Raw genomic sequence first — 25,255 nt, forward strand, 5'->3', positions numbered from 1 at the left:
TCCGCCTCTGCTCTAAAGGAGCGCGTAATGAATAATAGTATTAAGCATGTGAGCGATATCGTTTTCACACCGGCGGTCAAGGCACTGCAAAGCCGCATGGGGTCGCGCTCGGCATATGCCAGAATGGAAAACGGATCAGGTTGGCAGTCGATAATTACCAAGGAACTGAAATTTTTTATTGAGGCGCAAGTTAGTATTTTTTTGGCAACCGCCAATGCAGAAGGTCAACCATATATTCAACATCGCGGTGGCCCTGCGGGTTTTTTACGGGTGCTAGATGAGCACACGATTGCGTTTGCTGACTTTGCGGGAAACAGGCAGTTTATTAGCCAAGGCAATCTAAGCGAAAACGCCAAAACTCAGTTGTTTCTGATCGATTACGCACAACAGCAAAGGGTAAAAATATGGGGAGAAGCGACAGTGATCGACGATGATCCAGCGCTTTTGTCGACATTGATGCCGGATGACTATAAGGCACGAGCCGAGAGGGTGATGATGTTTAAAGTAACTGCATGGGATGCAAATTGCCATCAACATATTCCTGTCCGCTACGAAGCAGCGTATGTGGATGCGGAAATTGAACGACGTGATCAACGCATTCGTCAGCTTGAAAAAGAAATCCGGCAATTACAGCCCGATCAAAATCACATATAGAAAAAACGTAACAAAATCATCAACTTAAAGATATTCAGCGCAACGTACTATTAGGTTTTCAGGTACAATCGCACGCATGAAAACCGCGCCAAAAAACCTCTTCTCCTTCCCTCGCTTCCGCCCTGATGTTGGCGGAGCCAAGGCTGCTCCTTTTTTACCGATGTCACGTGCCGAAATGGACACGCTGGGTTGGGATAGTTGTGACGTTATTTTGGTGACCGGTGACGCATACATTGATCACCCAAGTTTTGGCATGGCATTAGTGGGTCGCTTGTTGGAACAGCAGGGATTTCGCGTTGGGATTATCAGCCAGCCGGATTGGCATTCTGCCGATGATTTCCGTGTGCTAGGCAAGCCTAATTTATATTTTGGGATTACTGCGGGCAACATGGATTCGATGGTGAATCGCTATACCGCAGATCGCAAAATTCGTTCTGAAGATGCCTACACACCAGATGGCGATTCCACCAAACGGCCAGACCGCGCAGTGGTTGTGTATTCACAGCGCGTGCGTGAAGCTTTCCCCGGTGTGAATGTCGTGATTGGCAGTATTGAGGCGAGTTTGCGCCGGATTGCCCATTACGATTATTGGTCCGATAAAGTAAAACGGTCTGTTTTGCCTGACTCTAAAGCGGACATTCTGTTGTTTGGCAATGCCGAGCGCGCGCTAGTAGATTTAACCCATCGTCTTGCTGCAGGTGAATCGATTAAAGAAATTCGTGATTTGCGTGGTACCGCATTTATGGTGCCGCGCGGCTGGTTGCCATCAGATGACTGGACTGAAATCAATTCCACCCGTATCGACACACCCGGCAAAGTCGAGCCGCATCCTGATCCGTATTACATGGCGCCTGAAAACGCCTCTTCATGCGAAACCAAAATTGCAGATAAAACTGCAGAACAAGCCGCACCCAAGGACGTCGTTCAACAGCAAGCGATACGCATCATGAGTCGTGAAGAACGACAAGCGATGCTGAGGGAAAAATTGCATAAAACCGCAATCCGTTTGCCATCGTATGAATCAGTGTCAGAAGATCCTGTGATGTATGCACATGCCTCCCGTGTGTTCCATCTGGAAGCCAATCCGGGCAATGCAAAATCCTTAATCCAAGGACATGGAGAACGCGATGTCTGGCTTAATCCGCCACCGCTGCCGCTGGCAATGGATGAGATGGACGGCGTATTTGACCGTGCCTATGCACGTGCCCCTCATCCTAGTTATGGCAAGGCGCGCATTCCTGCATGGGAGATGATCCGTTTCTCCATCAACATCATGCGCGGTTGTTTTGGTGGCTGTACTTTCTGTTCGATTACAGAGCATGAAGGCCGGATTATACAAAGTCGCTCCGAGCCCTCTATCTTGCGTGAAATTGAAGAAATCCGCGATAAGACTAAGGGCTTCACCGGAACGATTTCTGACATGGGTGGACCAACTGCCAATATGTATCGCTTAGCATGCAAAGATAAAACGATAGAAGAATCCTGCCGTCGTTTATCTTGCGTGTACCCGGGCATTTGCAGCAATCTGGGAACCGATCACAGCAAACTGATTTCACTTTATCGCAAAGCGCGAGCTGTCCCTGGCATCAAAAAGGTATTGATCAGTTCCGGCTTGCGCTACGACCTGGCAGTGCGTTCGCCAGAGTACGTCAAAGAATTGGTCACACATCATGTGGGCGGCTTACTTAAAATCGCACCAGAGCACACCGAAGCCAATACTTTATCCAAAATGATGAAGCCCGGGATTGGTGCTTATGACGAATTTAAGGCGATGTTCCAAAAGTATTCAAAAGAAGCAGGCAAAGAACAATATCTGATCCCCTATTTCATCGCGGCACATCCTGGCACCACCGATGAAGATATGGTCAACCTCGCGTTGTGGCTGAAGAAAAACGACTTTAAGCTCGATCAGGTTCAGACCTTTATGCCAACGCCGATGGCGCTTGCGACGACGATGTATCACACCCGTAAAAATCCACTGAAAAAAGTGGACGAAAACTCGGAAGTAGTAGAAACCGCTCGCTCAGGCAAAATACGTAAATTCCACAAAGCACTCTTACGCTACCAAGCACCAGAGAATTGGGAAATTGTCAAAGAAGGCTTACTCCGCATGGGACGTGGCGACCTGATCGGCAGCAGCGACAGACACCTGATACCGCCGCGCGCACCCGCAGTGCCAATAAAGGATACCGGCGTCAGCAACGGCCGCCGTATCGCAGCACCAAAAATGAATACCTTTGGTCAAAAACCAGCGTTCGCAACACGAGGGGCTGGCGCGGGGATTAGTACGGTGGGCAAAATCATGCCAAAAACAGCGTCAAAAACGGCTACAAAAACAAGTACAAATATCGCATCAATAGCACGTCCGGCCTTGGCATTTCGCTCCGCCAAAACCAAACTTGCCGGCGCTAAGCCAGGACGCAAATAAGCATATGCATTACACAAATCCTCCCGAGCTTCGTTGCTACACAGTTCTGGAAGATTTTAGCAAGCCCTAAATATACTCCCCTGCAAATTTCACTAATATGCCCTCACGCCCAGTTAATCTCTGGGCAATTAATATTACTACCAAGGAGTATATCTATTGATCATTCTTAGGCGCATATACCAACTGTTTAAAAAAATTTTGCACGACGTTCAGTTCACGAGTACGGGTAAACGCAGGCAAGCTCTGCCAGATTCGTTTGCCATAGGGCTTAGAAATCAGACGCGGATCGCACAACATCAATACGCCTTTATCCGTCTCGTCCCGAATCAGTCGGCCTGCGCCCTGCTTCAGATTAATGATCGCCTCGGGCAGTTGATGATGCACAAAACCGTTCAAGCCTTTCTTCTCCATAGCCTCAATACGCGCCGCCAACACCGGATCATCCGGTGGAGAAAACGGTAGTTTGTCGATCACGACCAGCGACAAAGCATCGCCACGCACATCAACGCCCTCCCAAAAACTTTGACTTCCTATCAGTACCCCATTTCCAGCTGCGCGGAACCGGTCTAACAATTCAGTACGTCCGGCATCACCTTGGACAAATAAGGGGAAAGGCAAATCACGTTGTTGAAATTCTTCCCGCAAGCGTTCAGCACAATGCTTGACTGCCTTAATCGTGGTGCACAATAAAAAGGTTTTACCGCCAGCAGCCTCGATGACAGGTAAAGCGGCATCCACAACAGCGTCGGTATATTCTCGAGAATTGGGTTGCGGCATGCCTTCTGGTACGTACAAAATCCCTTGCTCGGCATAGTTAAACGGACTAGGCCAGGTTCTTGCTGGTTCATTCCATAAGCCCATTTGTGACACAAAATGGGTAAAGTCATTTTTGACTGCCATCGTCGCCGAGGTAAAAATCCAGGTACGCGGCACCCCTTCTCGCTGTTTATTAAAAATCGGCGCTATCGATAACGGCGTCCGATGTAATTGCAAAGAAGTAGAAAACGCTTCTACCCACAGGACATAGTCGGCTTTTTCTAATTTATCCGCGACACCCGCATTAGTGGAATTGTTTTTTTGCGGCTCAGTTTCTTTCCAGTCATTGATTTTGCTGTTCAGATCAATTGCACGGACGCGGCATTGCTCCAATGTCTCGGCACGGACAGCTTGTTTTTCCAGCACAGCGATCATGTCATCCATCGCATCTTTGAGCGTTTCTAAGGCAGGAAAAAACTCACTCGACGGCGCAATTTGCGACAATGATAAGCGCACTACGTCTTGTGGAAATGCGAGGCGCAAATCGCGTGCTGCACGCTCGACCGGCCCCACCAGCTTAGCCCACTCGGCACCGTCACGGGCATGGGACAGGCCTTCTGCCAATACATCGCGACATAATTCCAAGATCTGCGAAGTAGATATCGTTTCACCAAAAAATAGCGTCGCTGTATCTGGTAATTGATGTGCTTCATCAAAAATGACCGTGTTAGCAGAAGGCAGTAACTCGGCAATGCCCGTATCTTTTAAGGCTACGTCAGCAAAAAACAAATGATGGTTAACCACCACTACATCAGCCTGCTGCGCCTCTTTACGCGCCTTCATGACAAAACAATCCTGATAGTACTGACATTCCGACCCCATGCAGGTGTCTTTAGTGGAGGTCACCAGATTCCAGACCGATGCGGTTTCTGGGACGCGCGCCAGCTCGGCTTTATCGCCGCTACTGGTGGTTTTCATAAATCGGGAAATATCGCGCAGATAACCAACATCTTCACGCGATGTGAGACGTCCATTTTGCAACGTCCGCTCTAAGTGAAAATGACACAAATAGTTGGCACGACCTTTGAGCAAAGCAATCGAGACGGGTGCTTTTAACACCTTTTTAATCATGGGAATATCTCGCAAGAACAACTGATCTTGCAAGTTTTTGGTGCCGGTAGAGACAATGACCTTACCGCCCCATAGTAAGGCCGGCGTCAAATAGGCGTAGGTTTTACCAGTACCAGTGCCAGCTTCTGCCAGCAAGGTTTTTTGACCGGAGATCGCGCTGGCAATCGCTTTTGCCATTTCGGTTTGCGCCTGACGCGGACGATATCCTTTAATCGAAGTACTTAAAGCGCCCGTCAATCCAAAAATCTGTTCAACTTCGTCGTCATGAATGCCCGGAGCATTCGTTTCTTGTGTCTGTTCAGTCAAAATAAAAGGTGCCAGTGATGTCGGTGATGACGATGTGCGTGAAGATCAAACGTGTATAAATGATAGCCCCAGAGTCGATTTCTATTTTAACTTTCGCGAGTGCAAAAAAAATAAGGTATCAAGCAGGTACATCTGGCATCATTTGCATTTTTAAAAGAGTAATATGATCCTTGAGTTGTAATTTACGTTTTTTAAGCCGACGTAATTGCAATTCGTCATGATTAATATCTTTAATCAAGGTATCAATGACGATATCTAAGTCACGATGTTCGACTTCCAGCTCGATAATGCGCTGTTGTATTTGTTCTGGATGGCTCATAGTCGTCCGGTTGCGAGTAGAATGAAGTATAATTTGGGCAACAGTATTCGTGAAAATTGTTTATCATCAATTATTACTGCTTATTACTGATTTACATTAGTTTAATCTACCAATACGTATGAGCCAATATAAGATCGAAGCTGGCACCGGACAACACATTGGTGACAGGAAAGAACAACAGGACAGAGCTGCCTTATTCGCTGCACCGCATGCCCCTGGCTATATGATGGCAGTGGTAGCTGATGGCATGGGCGGCAAGAGTGGCGGTGCGTTAGCGGCAGAACAGGTGATTCGCACTTCAAAATTTTTGTTTGATGAATTTTATCCTACTAACGACGTAAAACAATTATTAGAAAGCATCGTTAATGAAGCCCATACGATTATTAAACTTAGTGGCGTTTCATCTGAAAAAGAACCTCACAGTACATTTGTCGCGCTGGTCATTACTCCTAATAAAGAGGCAATTTGGGCATATGCTGGGGATTCTCGTTTATATCGCTTTAGTGGCCCTAACTTTGCTGAAAGAACCAAAGATCACTCCTACGTTGAACGCTTGGTTGACGAAGGGAAAATCACTGCAGAAGAAGCCAAGACCCATCGTATGTCAAATATTTTGGTCAATGTTTTAGGTTCAAGCACAACCGCCCCTTATATCGGTTTTGGACAACGTAGTGATTTAAAAACAGGTGACTCTTTTCTGATTTGCTCTGACGGGCTTTGGCATTATTTTACTGATGCAGAATTGTCCGCCGCAGTTGCAGCGAATACCCCACGTCAGGCATCTGAACTACTCATCAGAAAAGCACGTGAAAGATCAGATGGTCATGGTGATAACTGTACCTTTGCGATCGTAAAACTGGTAGAACAACCCGAAGAAGTCAAAACCTATGTAGTGCAGAAAATGCGACGTGCCGTGTAAGTTTGGTATTTGCAAACGTAATTACCTCAACAAAAAACGGTGACTTTCAATTTTGAGAGTCGCCGTTTTTTTGTTGATCAATTCTTTTTAAAGCAAACACTTTCAATCCTGAAAAGAGTGGTCTCGATTTAGCTTTTATTTTCTCGAACTTATTTCTTCATCATTATTTCTTTATACTAGCCATCAACACTTGATTGGCTTTTCTGTCGGCGTTAATTGTTTGCATATGAGGACGCTCAGAAATCATTTTGACATAATCGCGTACTGGCAAATCAGCTAAAAAATCTCGTCCATAAATCGCTTTGGTCGCCATTGATACCAAAGGAAAATGTACCGCTGCGGCACAATCGGCCATCGTAAATTCATCTCCGGCGACAAACGGAGCAAACTTAAGCATGGGTGTTAAAGCGTTGATATTACGCGTCAATTGTTTCTCAACTTTGAGCTTAACCTCATCTGACACCTTACCGCCAAAAAATGCCTCTGCATATAATTCGCGAGCGACTAGCTCAAGATGCAACTCTAAAAAAGTAATGAGCTCTTTTACTTTTGCCGCAGCAAAAACATCTTTAGGAATTAAAGGATGCGCAGGATAAGTCACTTCCAGATAGTCCAAAATATTTTGGGATTCGCACAATGAGCCTTGATCAGTCTGAATAAAAGGCACTTTACCCAATGGAGAACGAGCCAGCAACTCTGGAGAGCGATCAGTCCAGACTAAAACCTCTTCAAAAGGAATCTGCTTTTCCAGAAGTGCTAATTTGACTTTGTTGTAATAATTACTGACTGCAAACCCACATAATTTAATCATTTGTCACCTAGTTCTAGTTAGATTTTGTTTAGCTTGCTAGCAGCTACATTGCCACTCTTTGTCGTACTAAAGTAGCGGCTTCATTACTACATCTTGCAGGGTAATTTTGCATGCGACCAAATACAGTCATTTGTTCTTGTTTTGGATTATGTTTTCTTTTGGAAATCGATTGATTCAAAATTAATCGTGTGCGTGTCATTGTTTGGAATATTCGAGTCTACTGGAGTATTTTTATCTAAAGCGCTAGCATCATGTGCGCTAATCCAACCACTGCCCGTTGCGCCGCCGAGCGCCTTTGTCCTCTCTAATTCATGTGCGATCGCAATCAACAATAAAATATCACGATACACAGGCAATTCAAATCCCATGCGCTTGCCGTCTCTGTCATCAACTAATAAACTTTGCAGGAAAGGCAATATGTCATTACCACCCCACATCGAACAAATACGCTCGGTCAAATGAATAAAATCTTCTAGCTGGCGACTCTCAATAGTAGCGGGGTCAATCTCAAACTCAGGAATATTTGCATTGAAGTGGAGAATAAAACGGCTACGAAGGATATCGTATTTTTCCCTGTCATTTACAGAGCGATACAGATCTAACAAATACAGCCAAGGTACAGGAGAATCAGGATGCTCGACGTCTGCTTGTGGCTCAAGTATCTCGATGGCCCGGTGCGGATCATTGACAGAAATCCAGAACTCAGCCTCTTGCGTCACATCTGAAATTTCTTCTACTTTGACAGAGGTACCTCGAGTAGAAAAAAAGTTAAAGGTGCTGCTGTTGCTTTCTTCCAGCGTCGGTGTTCTAGTAGAAACACGCTGAGTATTCTGATCTGCGATAGGCCAAGTAGTATCTAGATTATCGGTGGGGGCTTCGAGCTTATTGAGGTGTGAATCTTTAGAATTCATCTCATAAGTTTGATAAGTAGCCACACCATTCGTGTCATAAGATGCCTGCACGCTATTCACTATTTCTTCTATATTTTTCTTAGGCTCGGCATTTTTTTGCGCGTTTTGTTCCCACCAAGAAAATTCAGCACGTTTATGCAGGCGATTAATATAAACAATCAACATACCAATGATGAGAGCGCCAGCCAGAATAAAAGCAGACAGACCAATCACCCAATTACGAGAAAAACTACTGTCTTTCATATCTTCTAGCGCTACTTTGTCGACCTGACTTTGCTTTTTTAATTGTGCGGCCTCCATTTGCAATGCCTGTATTTTTTGCTCCCTTGCCTTTAACTGTGCCTCAGATTCTACATCGGTGTTATCCCCACGCAACAATGCCGCAAAATGAGCCTGAGCAGCACGTAACTCAGCCATGTTGCTAGCGCTTTGTTGTTCTAATGGGGCAGAAGATAAACTATCGCTTAGATGTAAACCTTGTTGCGGTAAAACAATGGAATCATCAGATAACTTTAAGACGTCTTTATGTTCTTTAGCAAGTTTTTTGCTCGCTTTTGTCGATAAAGCAGGCGCTGAACGCGAAAACTCTTTACTGAAACTCGCTTCGTTTTTTGGCGAAGTACTAATTACGGGTTTGTTTTTTTTCCTCACAACTGACTGATCTTGGGTCGGCTCTTTGGAGCTTGCTGACAATGGCACTGAAGGTAAGGATATTGGCGAACTGCCCTCGGCAGCATTAAATTGCGGAGGGTCGAGCAACACCATGTATTCACGATGTAGCTGTACCTCACAAGCGACATCTACCGTTATCTTGATGGCAGGTTCTGATAAGCCCTTGCGAGAAATAATTTGAACCAACTTATTGGAGCCAACCTGGTTCAGCGAAGTAGTCGCTGCCGCTAAAAATCCACCATCGGCTGAGTCAATTTTAGCTGTAATGCAGGATTGATTAATGTTGCTGTCTGTTCCAAGCAAATTAACCGTAGCGCTAAGAGGCTGCCCCAAACCGGACTTAACACGCAATTCGCCTAACCCAAGGGCGTGAGCAGGAGTCGCAGCATTGAGAAGCAATGCCACAAGCAAAAATACAAGTAACAAAAATCGGTTGGTTCGAAGAAAAATGATAATACCTCGGTAATCGTCAAATCTTAAAATACGGCAAAAGCGAGTCAAGCCACATCCTTATATAGTAAGAATATTACTTGCTTTATAACAAACACAGAAGTCAATCTCAGAAGAAAGTCAGATAAGGGGTTCAATTTCAACTTATTTATCAATTTAAGCAACAAAATCAATTCAATTAATTGCCGACCAGAAACTTAAGCTCAGTGTTATTGGGTGTTAAGAAGTGAGCTCAGAAGTTAGTGAATTTCAGCCTACTTTTGATTCCAATATTTTTTTCGCAATACCTCTAAGTATATTCACTTCTTCCGCCTCTAGTTGAGCACGAGAAAATAAGCGTTTAAGTCTTGGCATCAATTTTTTAGGGTGGGCGGGATCAAGGAAATTAATTGCAATCAAAGCTTTCTCCAAATGCACGTACATACCCTCAATATCATCAGCGGATGCCATTGCACCTTGAAAACCAATATCCGTTGTTGGCATCTTGTCGCCTATTTCAGCAATCCGGCACTCATACGCAAGCAATTGCACGGCTTGCGCCAGGTTCAGTGAGGAATAATCAGGATTAGCAGGGATATTGATCAAGGCATTGCACTTAACCACGATCTCGTTAGGCAAGCCGAAACGCTCATTACCAAACACCAAGGCAACAGGTCCGGATAATTCAGCGCTGTGTGTTAAACGCTGTGCGACCTCGCGCGGCGTGCAGATCGGCGGGGAAAATTCTCGTAGTCTGGCGCTGACAGCAGCAACAAATTGGCAGCCCGATAAAGCCGCATCGATCGAATCCACGATTTGAGCAGAATCCAGAACATCTTGTGCCCCGCTGGCAAACGCGATGGCGTCAGGATTGCTTAATGCATCAGGAAAGCGTGGATTAACCAGGACAAGCTCAGCAAAACCCATGGTTTTTATTGCACGAGCTACTGCGCCGATATTGCCAGGATGGCTAGTTTCTACCATGACAAAGCGCAGGCGTTTGAAAAGAGATGTATTAGTTTGGAGCAAGTTCATTTAAAATAGTGTTATTACGCGTTAATCTGTGCGGTTTATTTGCCGCGGTGATATGTTTTATGGTTACACGCGACGCTCTTTAATTCATTTTTGTGCGACATCTTACTTGCAAACATCGTTATTGATGTGTGCATCGACAATGCCGCCATTTTAACGGAAACCCTTATGCACCCAATGCTCAATACGGCAATTAAAGCCGCTCGCCGTGGCGCGACTATTATCAGCCGCGCTTCCTTCGACCTAGATCGCGTACAGGTCTCGGAAAAACAATATAACGATTTTGTGACCGAAGTAGATCGTGCTGCTGAAGCTGCCATCATTGAGGTGCTGACCACTGCCTATCCAGATCATGCGATTCTGGCAGAAGAGTCCGGGGCTTCCGCCAATTTACACGACGAGAACGACAACGTCTGGATCATCGATCCGCTCGACGGCACCACCAACTTCATCCACGGTTTTCCACAATATTGCGTCTCAATCGCTCTGCAACAACGCGGCGTAATTACGCAAGCGGTTGTGTATGACCCTGTCCGCAACGAAATGTTCACTGCCAGCAAAGGCGCGGGTGCCTTTCTGAACGACAAACGTATCCGCGTTACCCGCTGCGACAAAATCGCGGATGCGCTGATCGGCACGGGCTTCCCTTCCCGCGACTTTTCCAATCTGGACGAGTACGTAGAAATGTTCAAAATCATGACGACCAAATGCCAGGGATTGAGAAGAGCTGGCGCGGCAGCCTTGGATTTAGCCTATGTTGCATCAGGTCGTCTGGACGGCTTTTTTGAAAAAGGTCTGGCACCGTGGGATATCGCTGCCGGCTCCTTGTTAGTAACAGAAGCTGGCGGAATCGTCGGCACCTTCTCTGGCGACAGCGATTATTTGCACAAAGGCGACGTACTTGCGGGTACACCAAAAGTATTCGGCCAGATGGTCGGCGCTTTCCAACCGTTTTCAGTCAAATAAGTAAATAGCTCTTTCAATAAAGACAGAAAAAAAAGGGGAGTATCATCAAAAATACTCCTTATTGTCCATATAATCTTTGGACAATAAAAAATACTCTAGCCGAGTATGTAAGCATAGGCAGGTGGTATGTAAGAACATTGCAGCAATCATTTGTCTATGTCCATTTAGTAAAATTAAGTCGATTTAGATAGAAATAAATTATGTCATTCTCAGAACTCGGTTTGTCCGAGAACATCGTTCGTGCCGTTAGCGAACAAGGCTATACCACCCCTACCCCAATTCAAAAGCAAGCCATACCCGCCGTGATCAGCGGTGGTGATTTATTGGCCGGCGCGCAAACTGGCACGGGCAAGACCGCTGGTTTTACGCTACCTATTTTGCAGCGTCTGTCCACTTCGGCCGTCACACCAAAAAATAAATTAGATCGTCGCCCAATCCGCACTCTGGTGCTGACCCCGACCCGTGAACTGGCGGCGCAAGTTGAAGAAAGTGTCCGCATTTACGGCAAATATACCAACCTGAACTCCGGCGTTATTTTTGGCGGCGTGGGTATCAATCCACAAATTAAATTGCTGAAAAATGGTGTCGATATTCTGGTAGCGACACCAGGTCGCCTGCTCGATCACCACCAGCAAGGTACGATCGATTTGCGCCAGGTAGAAATTTTGGTATTGGATGAAGCCGATCGTATGCTAGACATGGGCTTTATCCATGACATCAAAAAAGTGCTGGCAATTTTGCCTGCAAAGCGTCAAAACCTGTTGTTCTCTGCAACTTTCTCGGACGAGATCAAAACTCTGGCTGACCGCTTGTTGAATAACCCGGCCATGATCGAAGTCGCCCGTCGCAATTCCACGGTGGAAGTCATCGCGCAAAAGGTTCATCCGGTTGACCGCGATAAAAAGCACCCTATGCTTGCACACCTGATCAAAACACATAGCTGGAATCAGGTCTTGGTGTTCACCCGTACTAAGCACGGCGCAAACAAACTGGTAGAGCAGCTCGGCAAAGATGGTATCAACGCGATGGCCATTCACGGCAACAAGAGCCAATCAGCCCGTACCAAAGCGCTGGCAGAATTTAAGGACGGTAGCTTGACCGTTTTAGTCGCCACCGACATCGCCGCACGCGGTATTGATATCGACCAGCTGCCGCACGTTGTGAATTACGATTTACCAAATGTGCCAGAAGATTATGTTCATCGTATCGGCCGCACCGGCCGTGCCGGCGCAACTGGCGAAGCCGTATCACTGGTGTGCGTGGATGAATTCAAACTCTTGGCAGATATTGAAAAACTGATCAAACGCCAGTTACCACAAGAAATCATCGACGGTTTTATTCCCGATCCTCATGCCAAAGCGCAACCAATACAATTGCGCAGTGGTGGCGGAGGTCAAGGTCAATCACGCGGCGGCAATGGTGGTGGTAATGGCGGCGGCGGAAATCGTCAGCGCGCACCTTCCACATCATCCGCACCACGCAGCAGCGCCAGCAAAAACAGCACTGGCTCAGCCCAAGGCAAACCAGCGCAACGCAGCGGCGATGCACGTCATCCGTCACGCCCTGTCGTCAATCAATCGACGCCACGTCGCTCCGGCGGACGCGGCAATAGTAACGGCGGCGGCAACGGATAATTGTATGATGTGATCAAATTCCTTTTCTAAAGGACTACAATGCGCTTGCTACCAAGCGCATTTTTTATTGCCCTTCCTTTCAACCAGCGAACACCGTCAATGACCACTACTTCTGCGATCACAAATTCAGAAAAACATACTCCAATGATGCAGCAATATTTGCGCATCAAAGCAGATCATCCAGACACGTTGGTGTTTTATCGCATGGGTGATTTTTATGAATTATTTTTTGAAGACGCAGAAAAAGTAACCCGCTTATTGGGTATCACCTTAACCCAGCGTGGCACCTCTAATGGCGCGCCGATCAAGATGGCGGGTGTGCCTTTTCATTCGCTGGAACCGTATCTCGCAAAATTAGTGAAACTGGGCGAATCCGCCGCGATCTGTGAACAGATTGGCGATCCTGCAACGAGTAAAGGTCCGGTAGAACGCAAGGTCATGCGCGTCATCACGCCGGGGACGTTGACGGATACGGATCTCTTGCCAGAAAAATCCGAGCGACCTTTACTAGCACTGTGTTTGCTACAACAACGTAAAACGGTCACCGTGGGTCTGGCATGGCTATCACTCGCCAGCGGAGTGTTGAAATTAATGGAATTCAGCACGGATGAAAAAGCACTTCTCAACCGCTTGCAACAAGAGTTGGAGCGCATTTCTCCTGCAGAGGTTCTGTTGTCAGCTGGCAGTTTATTGATCGATTATTCGCAAGCGATCTTACCGGGCAAATTCTCTGAAGTACCTGACTGGCATTTCGATCTGAAGCAGGGTCAAAAATCGCTGCAAGATCAATTATCGACTAGTTCGTTAACCGGATTTGGTGCGGAAAATTTAAGTGCAGCACTGGGCGCATCCGGTGCTTTATTACGCTACGCGGAGGCGACTCAAGGTCGGGGTCTTAAGCACATTAACAGTCTGACCGTAGAAACCGAGAACGAATTTATTGGCCTAGATACAGCAACCCGCCGCAATTTGGAATTGACTGAAACCTTACGCGGTCAAGAATCCCCTACTCTGTTTTCTTTACTCGACCATTGCCGGACTGCGATGGGCTCGCGATTATTGCGTCATTGGTTGCATCATGCGCGGCGCGATCAAACCATTGCACGATCAAGGCATGATGCGATCAAAGCGCTGATTCAGGCAGATTCTACGGCAGGTCTGTCCACCACTTTAACCTCAGTACCAGACATAGAACGCATCACTACCCGCATCGCTTTGCAATCAGCGCGGCCACGTGATTTAGCAGGTTTGCGTGACGGCTTGCAGCATTTGCCGACGGTAAGATCCTACGTCGCAATGTGCATCGCCGACAATCAAACCAGCTTACTCACTAAGATTTTAGGTGATCTGGCAACGCCAACGGAGTGCCTTGATTTACTGGAACGTAGCCTGATGTTGCAACCTGCGACCATGGTACGTGATGGCGGTGTGATCGCCACAGGGTTTGATACCGAATTAGACGAACTGCGCGCCTTATCCGAGAACGCCGGTCAGTTTTTGATTGATCTGGAAACCTCAGAACGCGCCAGAACCGGGATTGCCAACTTACGTGTTGAATACAACAAGGTACATGGCTTTTATATCGAGGTCACGAATGGCCAGACAGACAAAGTGCCGGATAACTATCGCCGTCGCCAGACCTTAAAAAATGCCGAGCGCTATATCACACCAGAGCTAAAAGCCTTTGAGGACAAAGCACTGTCAGCACAAGAACGCGCCCTAGTTCGGGAGAAAGTCTTGTACGAAAAAATGCTGCAAGAATTGCTGCCGCATATTACGACCTTACAAGCAATTGCACATGCAGTTGCGCAGCTTGATACGCTGGTGAGTCTAGCGAAACACGCGAGCAAAAATAACTGGTGCGCGCCACAACTGGTCGCAGAACCCATGCTGCAAATCGAGCAAGGTCGCCATCCGGTGGTTGAAAATCAGATTGAGCGCTTTATCGCCAACGATTGCCAGCTATCCGACGAGCATAAATTGCTGTTAATTACGGGTCCTAATATGGGTGGTAAGTCGACCTTTATGCGTCAGGTCGCGCTCATTACCCTGCTAGCGTATGTTGGCAGCTATGTCCCCGCAAATGCCGTCGTGATTGGCCCAATTGATCGCATCTTCACCCGTATTGGTGCGGCAGATGATCTGGCCGGTGGTCGTTCCACGTTTATGGTGGAGATGACAGAATCTGCGGCAATTTTGCACGGAGCAACTGAACAGTCACTGGTCTTGATGGATGAAGTCGGACGTGGCACTTCGACCTTTGACGGTTTGGCACTGGCATGGGCCATTGCACGCCATTTAATTTTGGTATCCAAAAGCTATACATTATTCGCCACCCATTATTTTGAACTGACGCAGTTACCCGAGCTACACCCAAGTGCCGAGAACGTTCATCTATCGGCGATAGAGCATAAAGAGAATATTGTCTTCCTACACGCAGTACAAGCAGGTCCTGCATCACAAAGTTATGGCTTGCAGGTAGCGCAGCTAGCCGGCATTCCGCAAGGGGTAATACGCGCTGCCAGAAAGCATCTGGCGGAGCTGGAGGCACACTCTCTACAAGCGACGCCGCAGTTTGATCTGTTTAGCGCCAATACAGCCATCAAAAGCGCCGAGACAGCCTATGAACATAATGAAATAGCGGCTGACACACCAATACTGGATGCCATCAGCGAGCTAGACCCCGATGCGATGACGCCGAGAGAAGCTTTAGAGGCCTTGTATGCGTTAAAGCAATTAGCAAAAGAGCGCTTTTGAACCCAGATTTTCCATTGGAACAGCGACAAGTGTGCCTTTGGCGGACTGACTGGCTAGACGCGACGACGACGCAAGCCGCCTCTTGCCAGGAGAAGCAACAACGCTAGGCGGTTCGCCAGAGGTGCAATTGTCGCTGTGTCACTCGCACTTATCGCGGTAGTGCTATCCCTATAAACACCGCATTCCGTCTGCGTTTCTACGAGATGGTAGCGGTTTAATAGAAAATCTGGGTTGAACTAACTATCAACTTGAAAAATGAACGTCCAATTTTTATGAGGCTCCCAGAGCACAATTGGCTTGTAAGGCTTATACATAATGGACAATCATTTTTGAACATACAAATTAAAAAGCCGCAGAATTCACACTCTGCGGCTTTTTTAAAATCAAAAAAAACAATTAATGAATAGGATGGCTGCGATATTCATCGCCAGAATCATCTTCATCTTCATCGTGATGATGGCCATTTGCACCGTGTACATGACCATGCGCCAATTCTTCTTCCGTCGCAGCGCGTACATCAGCCACTTCTAAGGTAAAGCGCAAAGCCATGCCGGCTAGCGGATGGTTACCGTCTAAAACTACTTTATCATCAGCGACATCTGTCACAGTAAAAATCACTGCATCATCTTCTTCATCGCCGTCTTGCATGCCTTCAAACTGCATACCGACTTCTAACGGTGTCGGCAGACGATCACGTGGTTCGACTTTAACCAGCGTCGCATCATACTCACCGAATGCATCATCTGGCTCAACCTGGAGTACTGTTTTGTAACCAACTTCTTTGCCATCCAGGGCTTCTTCAATTTTTGGCAGCGTGTTTTCGTAACCACCATGCAAATACACCATAGGCTGTTGACCATCTTCGATCAAGTTGTCTTGTGCATCTGACAGTTTATAGTTAACAGTAACAACTGTATCTTTGACAATCTTCATGATATTCCTTAAAAATAATGTGCAGCCGAATTATACCCGTCTGGCTAGTTGAACAAGCCACGACTATAATTCGGGCATGAAAAATTTATCTTCCAAATTGCCTTTACTTGGCAACATCACGCCCGATCAATTTCTTGCCGAATACTGGCATAAAAAACCTTTACTGATACGACAGGCAATTCCTGGCTTCAGCCCGCTGCTTCCCAAAGACGCTTTATTTGAACTGGCAGCGCAAGACGACGTTGAATCACGCCTGATCAGTTTTTTCGGTAAACATTGGGAAATGCAAAACGGCCCGTTCAAGCAATTGCCCGTCAAAGAAAAAAAAGACTGGACCTTGTTGGTTCAAGGTGTAAATCTACATCATGAAGATGCAGATGCTTTACTACGTGAATTCAGTTTTATTCCAGATGCGCGGCTAGACGACTTGATGATCAGCTATGCAGAAGACGGTGGAGGCGTTGGCCCCCATTTTGATTCTTACGATGTATTTTTGCTCCAGGTACACGGGCAACGTCGCTGGAAGATCGGCGCGCAAAAAGATTTAAGCTTAATCGAGGGGATGCCGCTCAAAGTATTGCGCAACTTTAAACCGGATCAAGAGTTTGTATTAGAGCCAGGCGATATGCTCTACCTGCCGCCACAATATGCCCATGATGGCGTTGCGATTGGTGAATGCATGACGTATTCAATCGGTTTCCGCGCGCCGTCCTACCAAGAGCTGGGCGAGTCGTTTTTACAGTTTATGTCCGACTCAATTGATTTGCCCGGACGCTATGCCGATCCAGATTTAAAAGCTAGCCTGCGCTCTGCAGAACTCAGCTCAGCGATGGTGGATAACATCGCTGAGCAAATCGCAAAGATCAAGTTCACTGAAGACGATATTACAATTTTTATTGGCGAATATCTAACAACGCCAAAATCAAGTGTATTTTTTACTTCACCAGCCAAACCATTGACACCAAAACGATTTACACAGAGTGCACAAAAAAATGGCGTCTCACTCTCTTTGAAAACACAGATGCTTTATAAGGGCAAGCACGTATTCATCAACGGAGAATCGTTTGCCATCGGTAAAGAAGATAAAGCGAGCTTGGTGAAACTAGCAAATCAAAGGCAACTTGACGGTAAGGATATGGCCGAAGTTTCTGATGATGTGATGGAAGCACTGTGTATGTGGTACGAAGATGGCTGGCTAAATTTAAGTTGATAATCGACTAAAAATGACTAAAAGCCTTTGTAACAAAAGTAATCAAAAAGCCTAATTTGATGAAAATTTTTTGACTATTTAGCCAATAATCGAACATCGCGAATAAAAGAATGTTTATTTTAACAAATAATGTACAAATTGAGCATAAAAGCCAATCTAAACCTATTCCATTGACTCAAAAATCATTATAATTCTGGGTTAGGAAAGTTTCGTAGGGGTCGAATTTCTCTTCAGAAATTATGCCCTCGAATTAACCTATAGAGCGATAATTACCGGTAATTATTCATCGCAAAATTCTGATCTTATTTTTGATCTATTTATTGAAAGTACAAACATGAAAAAATCACTCTTGCTCGTTTCCCTGTTAGCAGTTGTTTTGGCAGCTTGCGGTAAAAAAGAAGAAGCTCCAGTTGCTCCAGCAGCTTCAGTACCCGCAGCAACAGCTCCAGCAGCAGCTTCTGCTCCTGCTGAAGCACCAATGCCAGCTCCAGCAGCTGATGCAGCTCCAGCATCTGGTGCAGCTCCAGCAGCTTCTGCTCCAGCAGCAGCTTCTGCAGCAGCATCCAAGTAATTTTTTTATTGCTTGAAAAAACCGACCTGCGGGTCGGTTTTTTTTCGCCTGCAATTTCATCCATTTATTTATAGGACTTACACGAAATTGTCTCAGCAAAGCGTAGCGACGAAGGCAGTCTTTTAGTACAGCTAGGCGCTACAACGTAGCTGGGGCGGTTTTGCGTAAGTCCTAATCTAATTGCAGACATAAAAAAAACGGCATCATAAAAATATGATGCCGTTTCTTAATTAGATCTGATTTACTTCAGTTGCTCACTCAGCAAATTCAATATTTTATCAGCGGTGGAAGATGCTTCTAATTTACCGTCGTTACCGTAAATACTGATCTGACTGATTTCGCCTTTGCCATTCACCAGAATGCGGTATTTTTTTGCATTCTTGCTAGCGTCACTAGAGCCAAATGAGAATAACTTAGAGAAGAAGCCTTCACTAGCGCCTTTTGTTTTTGCATCAATGTCTTGATCAATGTAACGAACATAGTACAAGCCTTGCGAACGATCACGATCTTCTACCGTAAAACCGATACGATCTAAAGCTAAACCTACGCGACGCCATGAACGATCAAAACCTTCATCCGTCTCGATGTAAGTTGCATCAGCCGTTTTAATCAATTTTGCACGAGTTTTCGACTCTACCGGAGACGACACTGCAACTTTAGCGCGCTCGCCGTCAGCACCCAAACGTACCATTAAGCGAGACAAAAACTCTGCCTCCAAACCACTATCATTTGGACGTGGCGTCCAGACAGTACTGTCTTTTTGCGAACCAACCAAAACCTCCTGGGCACCGCGATGGCTAATATAAATTTCTACATTGCCATCCGCTGTGCGCTCAAGACGGGTACGGAACTTGTCTCGCTCGCCAGTGGAATACAGCGAGTCAAGCACTTTACCCAAGGTGTTACGGATAATATCTTGTGGAATCTTGGCACGATTTTCTGCCCAATCAGTCTCCATCACACCTGCGTCCTGGGACTCAACATTAATGAGGAAGCCGGAATCTTGCCAAAAATCTTTGATCTGTGGCCACAAGACTTCAGGAGTTTGATTAACGACCAACCATCGCTGAGAACCATCTCGTTCGACACGCATGGATTTAACTTGCAAAGGCGCGATCACTGCGGCTGTAGATTGAGCAGCATTGCCCTTTTGTAAGTTATAGCTAGAGGCTGTTGCACTGCCTTGTGTACTATTTGGAACAGAGAATCGATTATCGCGACGAATCTGTGTCAAGTCAGGAGGAACTTCCAGAGAAATAGTGGCAGCCTTGCTGGCGCTTTTGTAATCAATTTTATTTGGCTCAAGGACATTACCAACAAAAGTACAAGCACTTAAGCTGATAACACCAGCCAGCGCTAATGCACTGTTGATCCCATTTTTAGCAACAAAGCTTTTTGCCATGTGAAAATCCCTACGATTTTTAATCAATTGAATGTATATAAAACATGAATAAGACACACGCACTTTAATGTGCATCGTATCTAGGCGACGCTATTGTAATACACCTGACTCGCGCAAAGCTGCACGAACAACATCATGATATTGCACCGACATCGGCACCAGCGGCAAACGCAGTCCACTTGGTATCAGACCCATCTCTTGCATTGCCCATTTAACAGGCAAAGGGTTAGGCTCGATAAATAATTTATTGTGTAAAGGAATTAAGCGATTATTGATCCCAATTGCCGCTTTAGTATCACTACTCATTGCCGCAACGCATAATTCATGCATAGCACGCGGTGCGATATTGGCAGTAACTGAGATATTTCCTTTACCACCGCAAAACATCAATGCCATTGCCGTTGCATCGTCACCGGAATATACGGCAAAATAGGATGGGGCGAGGCGAATCAAATCCGTATCGCGCGCAATATTACCTGAAGCTTCTTTCACACCGACGATACCGGGCACGTCTGCCAGACGCAAAATAGTCTCATTTGACATATCGGCGACAGTGCGTCCCGGCACGTTATAAAGAATGACAGGTATATCAACAGATTCAGCGATCTTTTTAAAATGCTGATACATGCCCTCTTGCGTAGGACGATTGTAGTAAGGCACGACTTGCAGAGATGCGTCAGCACCGATTTCTTTGGCAAATTTGGTCAAGGCAATCGCTTCTGCCGTTGAGTTGCCGCCAGAGCCAGCGATGATAGGAATACGTTTATTCGTATGTTCAACAGCAACGCGGATCAGCTCGCAATGCTCTTCTACAGTCACCGTCGGTGATTCACCAGTAGTACCAACGATCACAATGCCATCGGTACCTTCGGCGATATGCCAATCAATCAATTTGCGCAGGCATGGCAAATCCAGACTGCCGTCAGCATGCATGGGGGTCACAATAGCAACCAGACTTCCTTGAATCTTAGTCATCGTACTCGTCGTCATTGTCATGTTGGTGCGATAAAAAGTAAAACCTTGATTGTAGCGGATCGATCATCGCTATGGGCGCGAATCGTTTGAAAATCACTTGAAATGCCATCAAATCTTGTCAAGCAACTGTATTGAGGGAGGATTACCAAGCTTCGACATTGATCGTACGCATATCCGCTGCATCATGGCGGGACGTGGACTCTCTACATAACCATGTTCATAAGCAATCACATGATTTTGCTGACCGCTCTGTGGATCAGACTCTAATTGCTGCAAAAGTTCCCCTGAACGCAATAAAAAATCTGGATTGCGAGGTCTTCCAAAAGCAGCATTTCCCTCGCAAAAGGTTTCGTAAATCAAAATACCATTGTTGGACAAAGCAGATTTAAGAAAAGGGAAAAGTGGGCGATGCAAATAATTGCACACCACAATACCTGCAAATGAGCCTGGCGTAAAAGGCCAATAAACATTGAGCGGGGATGAATGAGGCTCCGATGGCGACACTGATGGTGGCAATGACGTCAGCGGCTCCGGCGCTGCTTCAAGATCAGCATGAAAAACACGCGCACCTGATTGAGCAAGTGGCTCTAGCAAACTAGCATCTTTGTCTAATGCCCATACCTCATATCCAGCATCAAGCAATAAGCGAGTATGACGACCGCTGCCGCATGCAAGGTCGAGTACCGGTCCCTGATTATGAGGAATCAAAGAAGCGAAACGCTGCACCCACGCAGAGCAAGATGAGGACGGAAATTCATTCGATGACGGCGTATTTGCGGAGACAATCATGGATGATCAGCCGAGCAGCATAGTAATTGGTGAGATTAATACATGCAGCAACACCTCTGCGACCATCATCACCGGCGCCATCCAAAACTGTAATACGCGCAGCATCACCAATACCATCACAATAAAGAATCCGTATTGCTCTAACTGAGCAAATTTAACCGCTAGCTTGTAGGTCAGCAAACTCATTAAAATACGACCGCCATCTAACGGCGGAATAGGGATTAAATTAAATGCAAAAATCAACAGATTAGTAAAAATCCCTGCATCCGCGATCAATTTTAAAAATGGTTCGCTTACGCCAAATACTTGTAAAGCAATTGCAAATAACATCCAAAAAAAAGCCATTACAAAATTAGCCGCTGGGCCGGCTAAAGCAACCCATGCCATATCTCTTTTTGGATTTCGTAAATTAGCAAAGTTCACTGGAACTGGTTTAGCGTAACCAAATAAAAACGTACCCTGAGAAATAAAGTACACCGCAATAGGAATCACAATCGTGCCGAGAGGATCGATATGATTCATAGGATTAAGTGTCATTCGCCCCTGGCTATAGGCGGTTGTATCACCGAAGTACTTAGCAGCAAAAGCATGCGCTGCCTCATGGAGGGTAATCGCGAAAATCGCTGGCAACGCATATACCGCAATAGTTTGTATCAGATCATTCATGCGAAATTTCTATTAAAAAGGGTGAAAGTCAAAACAAGAAAACCGGTAAAAGCATGAAGATTAGGATTTACAAACCAAAAATAGCAGGATCACCCCTACCCTGCCGGATCAGTTCTGGCGCATCATTGGTCATATCGATCACCGTGGTCGGGATTAAGCTGCAAGCGCCACCATCGATGATTAAATCCACTTGTTTTTCTAAGCGTTCACGAATCACTTCAGGGTCTGTCAACGGCTCTTCATCACCAGGCAAAATCAGCGTAGTTCCCAGCAAAGCCTGACCTAACTCTTCCAATAAGGCATGGGTAATACGATTCTCTGGCACACGTAAGCCTATCGTTTTACGTGAAGGATGGCTTAAGCGGCGCGGGACTTCTTTCGTCGCTTCCAAAATTACTGTATACGCACCTGGTGTCGCGGCTTTCAACATACGATATTGGCGATTATCAACCTTGGCATAAACCGCAATCTCAGACAAATCACGACATAACAAAGTAAGGTGATGTTTTTCATCAACGGCGCGGATACGGCGTAAGCGGGTAACGGCATCTTTATCATCCAGATGACAAACCAGCGCATAGCAGGAGTCCGTAGGCAGCGCCACGATACCGCCCTGATGAATAATCTGCGCCGCCTGTTTGATCAAGCGTAACTGCGGATTATCTGGATGTAATTGGAAAAATTGGCTCATTCGAACTTATGGATAAAAGTAGAAAAGCGGTAGCGGGAAAATCCCCGACTACCGCCGACATGCTGATCTGTTTCAGGGCAGTTTAACAAATATCCTGCCAGATCAAATTTACTTCAAATTCTGCAAATTTTGTAATGCAGCGATCCGTTGCTCCATCGGTGGATGGGTTGAAAATAAAGCACTCCAACCCGCCTTATCGCTGATACCCGCTGCTGCCATCGACTTCGGCAACTCACCCGGTTGCAAACCACCCAAGCGTGCTAAAGCGTGAATCATCGGTAATTGATTGCCCAGCAATTTAGCAGAACCTGCATCAGCACGGAACTCACGCTGGCGTGAGAACCATGCCACGATCACCGATGCGGCAATACCAAACACAATCTCACAGACAAACACAGTCACCATATAACCAATCCCAGGCCGGTCGTTGTCACCATTGCGGAATACGGCTTTGTCGATTGCGTAACCGACAACACGCGCCAAAAACACGACAAAGGTATTCACCACACCTTGGATTAAAGTCATTGTCACCATATCGCCATTGGCAATATGGGCAACCTCATGCCCTAACACTGCCTCCACTTCTTCTTTGGTCATGCTTTCGAGCAAACCCGTCGACACAGCGACCAAGGCAGAGTTTTTGAAGGCGCCTGTGGCGAATGCATTTGCCTCACCTTCGTAGACTGCGACTTCTGGCATGCTGATACCAGCACGTTCTGACAGCGCTCTGACGGTGTTCACTAACCATAATTCAGTGGAATTAGATGGCGCATCAATCACCCGCGCGCCTGTGGACCATTTCGCCATGGGCTTGCTAATCAACAAGGAGAAGAAAGCACCGGTAAATCCAACAACTAATGAGAACACCATCAATGTCCCCATCTGCAAACCATTTGCGGTCAGATAGCGATTCACGCCCAACATCGACAATACTGCCGACATCACCAGCATGACAGCCAGATTAGTCGCCAAAAAAAGCAAAATACGTTTCATGCGAATTTCTCCTTTAGTTTAAGCGCCGCAAGTCCACAACAGCACTGTAAATGTGGCTTAACCGAAGAAATTCAAGATGGCAACATCCAACTCGACCAGACTGGTTTGAGACTGGCTGAAAGAGATGGCAGTTGCCCTAGGTCAATGCCTGCAGGATCTGGGGCATGAAAATCTGACCCGCGTGAGGCCATAAAGCCATGGCGCTGAGCGATTTTGGTGTATTCATCATATTGATCAACGGTATGGCTACCCGTGACAACTTCAATCGCGTTACCACCATAAGATTTAAATTCGCCGAAAAAAGCATCAAACGCAATCGGACTCAAATCATAGCGACCCGGATGCGCAACCACCGCAACGCCGCCAGCGCCTTGTATCCAATTAACGGCTTCTGCCAACGTTGCCCAACGATGTGGCACGTAACCAGGCTTACCTTCGACTAAGTAACGCTTAAACACATCATTGACGGTTTCAGCCGCACCGATTTCCACCAGGTAGCGGGCAAAATGTGAACGTGAGATTAAATCAGGATTGCCGACATATTTAAGCGCGCCTGCAAATGTATTCGGGATACCGACCTTAGCCAGACCCGCTGCCATATCCTCTGCCCTGCGCTCGCGGCCAGAGCGCGTCATCGCTAGTCCGCGCACCAGATTTTCGTTCGTCTCATCGATATTTAATCCAACGATATGGATGGTCTTATTTGCCCATGTAATAGAAATTTCTACCCCAGTAACATACGACAAACCGATATCCAAGGCAGCAGAACGAGCTTGTGCAATACCACTGATCTCATCATGGTCCGTCAATGCCCAAACATCCACCCCATTGGTTTTAGCACGCAAAGCAACCTCGGCTGGCGCAAGTACACCGTCAGAAACCGTGGAGTGGCAGTGAAGATCAACGTTAAGCATATTCAGATCGGGATGGGAGAGCATGATTGGGCTAACAAGTGTGAGAACGTGCGAATGCGCGGATATCCGATTGTACTCCGGCAAATCAGACTGTGCTGCACTGCACAGCGGCAAACATTGCGGTACGACTAAAACGTCCTGTCTGGACTGACTGGGCGAGCAGACCAAGCATAAAATCAAATGCCAAGCTCTTTCGTCAACAATTGAAAATCACAAAAGAATTCCTTCCATTCTCAGGCTATCCAATAAACCTTGAATAAATATACTCCCCATTATTTTTATGAAAATACCTCTATTGTCCAATTAATGCTTGGACAATTAAAATATACTCACCATGAGTATTAATTAGGACTGACGAAAAATTGACCTGCTATGCGTACCTATTT

The 25,255-nt window shown here is 46.3% G+C and carries 21 protein-coding genes; 8 read left to right on the top strand and 13 right to left on the bottom strand.

Going from position 1 to position 25,255, the window contains the following annotated elements:
- The first annotated feature begins 27 nt into the window (after nt 1-27).
- Nucleotides 28-654 (top strand): pyridoxamine 5'-phosphate oxidase family protein, encoded by a 627-nt coding sequence (locus QN395_RS09735; RefSeq protein WP_322119211.1) that lies wholly within the window; start codon nt 28-30, stop codon nt 652-654.
- Between the two features lie 160 nt (nt 655-814).
- On the top strand, nt 815-3,082 hold the full coding sequence (locus QN395_RS09740) for a YgiQ family radical SAM protein (RefSeq protein ID WP_322121584.1): 2,268 nt from the start codon (nt 815-817) through the stop codon (nt 3,080-3,082).
- Nucleotides 3,083-3,235: 153 nt separating this feature from the next.
- On the opposite strand, the gene QN395_RS09745 is transcribed toward QN395_RS09740, so the two are convergent.
- Nucleotides 3,236-5,275: an ATP-dependent DNA helicase gene (locus QN395_RS09745; RefSeq protein WP_322119212.1), complete on the bottom strand. Its 2,040-nt coding sequence runs from the start codon at nt 5,273-5,275 to the stop codon at nt 3,236-3,238.
- Nucleotides 5,276-5,393: 118 nt separating this feature from the next.
- Complete coding sequence (locus QN395_RS09750) at nt 5,394-5,594, bottom strand: YdcH family protein (RefSeq protein WP_322119213.1); 201 nt, start codon at nt 5,592-5,594, stop codon at nt 5,394-5,396.
- Nucleotides 5,595-5,712: 118 nt separating this feature from the next.
- Between QN395_RS09750 and QN395_RS09755 the strand changes: the two genes are divergently transcribed.
- Entirely contained in the window at nt 5,713-6,513 is an 801-nt protein-coding gene (locus tag QN395_RS09755) for a PP2C family protein-serine/threonine phosphatase (RefSeq protein WP_322119214.1), read from the top strand.
- A 163-nt stretch (nt 6,514-6,676) separates the two neighbouring features.
- On the opposite strand, the gene QN395_RS09760 is transcribed toward QN395_RS09755, so the two are convergent.
- From QN395_RS09760 to QN395_RS09770, 3 genes are all read right to left on the bottom strand, one after another.
- Complete coding sequence (locus QN395_RS09760) at nt 6,677-7,324, bottom strand: glutathione S-transferase (RefSeq protein ID WP_322119215.1); 648 nt, start codon at nt 7,322-7,324, stop codon at nt 6,677-6,679.
- Nucleotides 7,325-7,470: 146 nt separating this feature from the next.
- Nucleotides 7,471-9,312 (bottom strand): hypothetical protein, encoded by a 1,842-nt coding sequence (locus QN395_RS09765; RefSeq protein ID WP_322119216.1) that lies wholly within the window; start codon nt 9,310-9,312, stop codon nt 7,471-7,473.
- 294 nt (nt 9,313-9,606) lie between these two features.
- Nucleotides 9,607-10,371, bottom strand: a complete 765-nt coding sequence (locus tag QN395_RS09770) for an RNA methyltransferase (protein ID WP_322119217.1) — start codon at nt 10,369-10,371, stop codon at nt 9,607-9,609.
- Between the two features lie 174 nt (nt 10,372-10,545).
- On the opposite strand from QN395_RS09770, the gene QN395_RS09775 reads away from it, so the two are divergent.
- The 3 genes from QN395_RS09775 (at nt 10,546) to mutS (ending at nt 15,725) form a co-directional block, all read left to right on the top strand.
- A complete protein-coding gene (locus QN395_RS09775; RefSeq protein WP_322121585.1) occupies nt 10,546-11,334 on the top strand; it encodes an inositol monophosphatase family protein in 789 nt (262 codons plus the stop codon).
- Nucleotides 11,335-11,534: 200 nt separating this feature from the next.
- A complete protein-coding gene (locus QN395_RS09780) occupies nt 11,535-12,968 on the top strand; it encodes a DEAD/DEAH box helicase (RefSeq protein WP_322119218.1) in 1,434 nt (477 codons plus the stop codon).
- A 99-nt stretch (nt 12,969-13,067) separates the two neighbouring features.
- Nucleotides 13,068-15,725: a DNA mismatch repair protein MutS gene (gene mutS / locus QN395_RS09785; RefSeq protein WP_322119219.1), complete on the top strand. Its 2,658-nt coding sequence runs from the start codon at nt 13,068-13,070 to the stop codon at nt 15,723-15,725.
- 396 nt (nt 15,726-16,121) lie between these two features.
- Here the strand turns inward: mutS and QN395_RS09790 are convergent, their stop codons facing one another.
- Nucleotides 16,122-16,658, bottom strand: a complete 537-nt coding sequence (locus QN395_RS09790) for a peptidylprolyl isomerase (RefSeq protein ID WP_322119220.1) — start codon at nt 16,656-16,658, stop codon at nt 16,122-16,124.
- A gap of 76 nt (nt 16,659-16,734) precedes the next feature.
- Here QN395_RS09790 and QN395_RS09795 point away from each other — a divergent pair, with 76 nt between their 5' ends.
- Together QN395_RS09795 and QN395_RS21615 are read left to right on the top strand one after the other, a co-directional pair.
- Entirely contained in the window at nt 16,735-17,868 is a 1,134-nt protein-coding gene (locus tag QN395_RS09795) for a cupin domain-containing protein (RefSeq protein WP_322119221.1), read from the top strand.
- Nucleotides 17,869-18,202: 334 nt separating this feature from the next.
- A complete protein-coding gene (locus QN395_RS21615; RefSeq protein WP_416200111.1) occupies nt 18,203-18,439 on the top strand; it encodes a hypothetical protein in 237 nt (78 codons plus the stop codon).
- Between the two features lie 241 nt (nt 18,440-18,680).
- Here the strand turns inward: QN395_RS21615 and bamC are convergent, their stop codons facing one another.
- The 7 genes from bamC to QN395_RS09835 form a co-directional block, all read right to left on the bottom strand.
- Nucleotides 18,681-19,841: an outer membrane protein assembly factor BamC gene (bamC, locus tag QN395_RS09805; protein ID WP_322119223.1), complete on the bottom strand. Its 1,161-nt coding sequence runs from the start codon at nt 19,839-19,841 to the stop codon at nt 18,681-18,683.
- 90 nt (nt 19,842-19,931) lie between these two features.
- A complete protein-coding gene (dapA, locus tag QN395_RS09810; protein WP_322119224.1) occupies nt 19,932-20,816 on the bottom strand; it encodes a 4-hydroxy-tetrahydrodipicolinate synthase in 885 nt (294 codons plus the stop codon).
- 108 nt (nt 20,817-20,924) lie between these two features.
- Nucleotides 20,925-21,605 carry an SAM-dependent methyltransferase gene (locus QN395_RS09815; protein ID WP_322119225.1) on the bottom strand — a complete coding sequence of 227 codons (681 nt, stop codon included), beginning with the start codon at nt 21,603-21,605 and terminating at the stop codon, nt 20,925-20,927.
- A gap of 6 nt (nt 21,606-21,611) precedes the next feature.
- Nucleotides 21,612-22,271, bottom strand: coding sequence for a site-2 protease family protein (locus QN395_RS09820; protein ID WP_322119226.1), 660 nt, complete (start codon nt 22,269-22,271; stop codon nt 21,612-21,614).
- A gap of 67 nt (nt 22,272-22,338) precedes the next feature.
- The gene (locus QN395_RS09825) at nt 22,339-22,962 is read right to left on the bottom strand and encodes an L-threonylcarbamoyladenylate synthase (protein WP_322119227.1); all 624 of its coding nucleotides are present in this window, start codon (nt 22,960-22,962) and stop codon (nt 22,339-22,341) included.
- A gap of 108 nt (nt 22,963-23,070) precedes the next feature.
- Nucleotides 23,071-23,955: a protease HtpX gene (gene htpX, locus QN395_RS09830; protein WP_322119228.1), complete on the bottom strand. Its 885-nt coding sequence runs from the start codon at nt 23,953-23,955 to the stop codon at nt 23,071-23,073.
- A gap of 71 nt (nt 23,956-24,026) precedes the next feature.
- Nucleotides 24,027-24,869, bottom strand: a complete 843-nt coding sequence (locus QN395_RS09835; RefSeq protein ID WP_322121586.1) for a 3',5'-nucleoside bisphosphate phosphatase — start codon at nt 24,867-24,869, stop codon at nt 24,027-24,029.
- Between the last annotated feature and the right edge of the window lie 386 nt (nt 24,870-25,255).

This window comes from Undibacterium sp. RTI2.2 (assembly GCF_035018705.1).
Taxonomy (GTDB): Bacteria; Pseudomonadota; Gammaproteobacteria; order Burkholderiales; family Burkholderiaceae_D; genus Undibacterium.

Bases quoted from the DNA above. Each gene is read 5' to 3' on its own strand.
- QN395_RS09835 (WP_322121586.1), bottom strand. From the start codon at position 24,869: ATGCTTAACGTTGATCTTCACTGCCACTCCACGGTTTCTGACGGTGTA.
- QN395_RS09795 (WP_322119221.1), top strand. From the start codon at position 16,735: ATGAAAAATTTATCTTCCAAATTGCCTTTACTTGGCAACATCACGCCC.
- htpX (WP_322119228.1), bottom strand. From the start codon at position 23,955: ATGAAACGTATTTTGCTTTTTTTGGCGACTAATCTGGCTGTCATGCTG.
- QN395_RS09750 (WP_322119213.1), bottom strand. From the start codon at position 5,594: ATGAGCCATCCAGAACAAATACAACAGCGCATTATCGAGCTGGAAGTC.
- QN395_RS09775 (WP_322121585.1), top strand. From the start codon at position 10,546: ATGCTCAATACGGCAATTAAAGCCGCTCGCCGTGGCGCGACTATTATC.
- QN395_RS09780 (WP_322119218.1), top strand. From the start codon at position 11,535: ATGTCATTCTCAGAACTCGGTTTGTCCGAGAACATCGTTCGTGCCGTT.
- QN395_RS09755 (WP_322119214.1), top strand. From the start codon at position 5,713: ATGAGCCAATATAAGATCGAAGCTGGCACCGGACAACACATTGGTGAC.
- QN395_RS09735 (WP_322119211.1), top strand. From the start codon at position 28: ATGAATAATAGTATTAAGCATGTGAGCGATATCGTTTTCACACCGGCG.
- QN395_RS09790 (WP_322119220.1), bottom strand. From the start codon at position 16,658: ATGAAGATTGTCAAAGATACAGTTGTTACTGTTAACTATAAACTGTCA.
- QN395_RS21615 (WP_416200111.1), top strand. From the start codon at position 18,203: ATGAAAAAATCACTCTTGCTCGTTTCCCTGTTAGCAGTTGTTTTGGCA.
- QN395_RS09760 (WP_322119215.1), bottom strand. From the start codon at position 7,324: ATGATTAAATTATGTGGGTTTGCAGTCAGTAATTATTACAACAAAGTC.
- dapA (WP_322119224.1), bottom strand. From the start codon at position 20,816: ATGACTAAGATTCAAGGAAGTCTGGTTGCTATTGTGACCCCCATGCAT.
- mutS (WP_322119219.1), top strand. From the start codon at position 13,068: ATGACCACTACTTCTGCGATCACAAATTCAGAAAAACATACTCCAATG.
- QN395_RS09820 (WP_322119226.1), bottom strand. From the start codon at position 22,271: ATGAATGATCTGATACAAACTATTGCGGTATATGCGTTGCCAGCGATT.
- QN395_RS09815 (WP_322119225.1), bottom strand. From the start codon at position 21,605: ATGATTGTCTCCGCAAATACGCCGTCATCGAATGAATTTCCGTCCTCA.
- QN395_RS09770 (WP_322119217.1), bottom strand. From the start codon at position 10,371: ATGAACTTGCTCCAAACTAATACATCTCTTTTCAAACGCCTGCGCTTT.
- QN395_RS09740 (WP_322121584.1), top strand. From the start codon at position 815: ATGTCACGTGCCGAAATGGACACGCTGGGTTGGGATAGTTGTGACGTT.
- QN395_RS09825 (WP_322119227.1), bottom strand. From the start codon at position 22,962: ATGAGCCAATTTTTCCAATTACATCCAGATAATCCGCAGTTACGCTTG.
- bamC (WP_322119223.1), bottom strand. From the start codon at position 19,841: ATGGCAAAAAGCTTTGTTGCTAAAAATGGGATCAACAGTGCATTAGCG.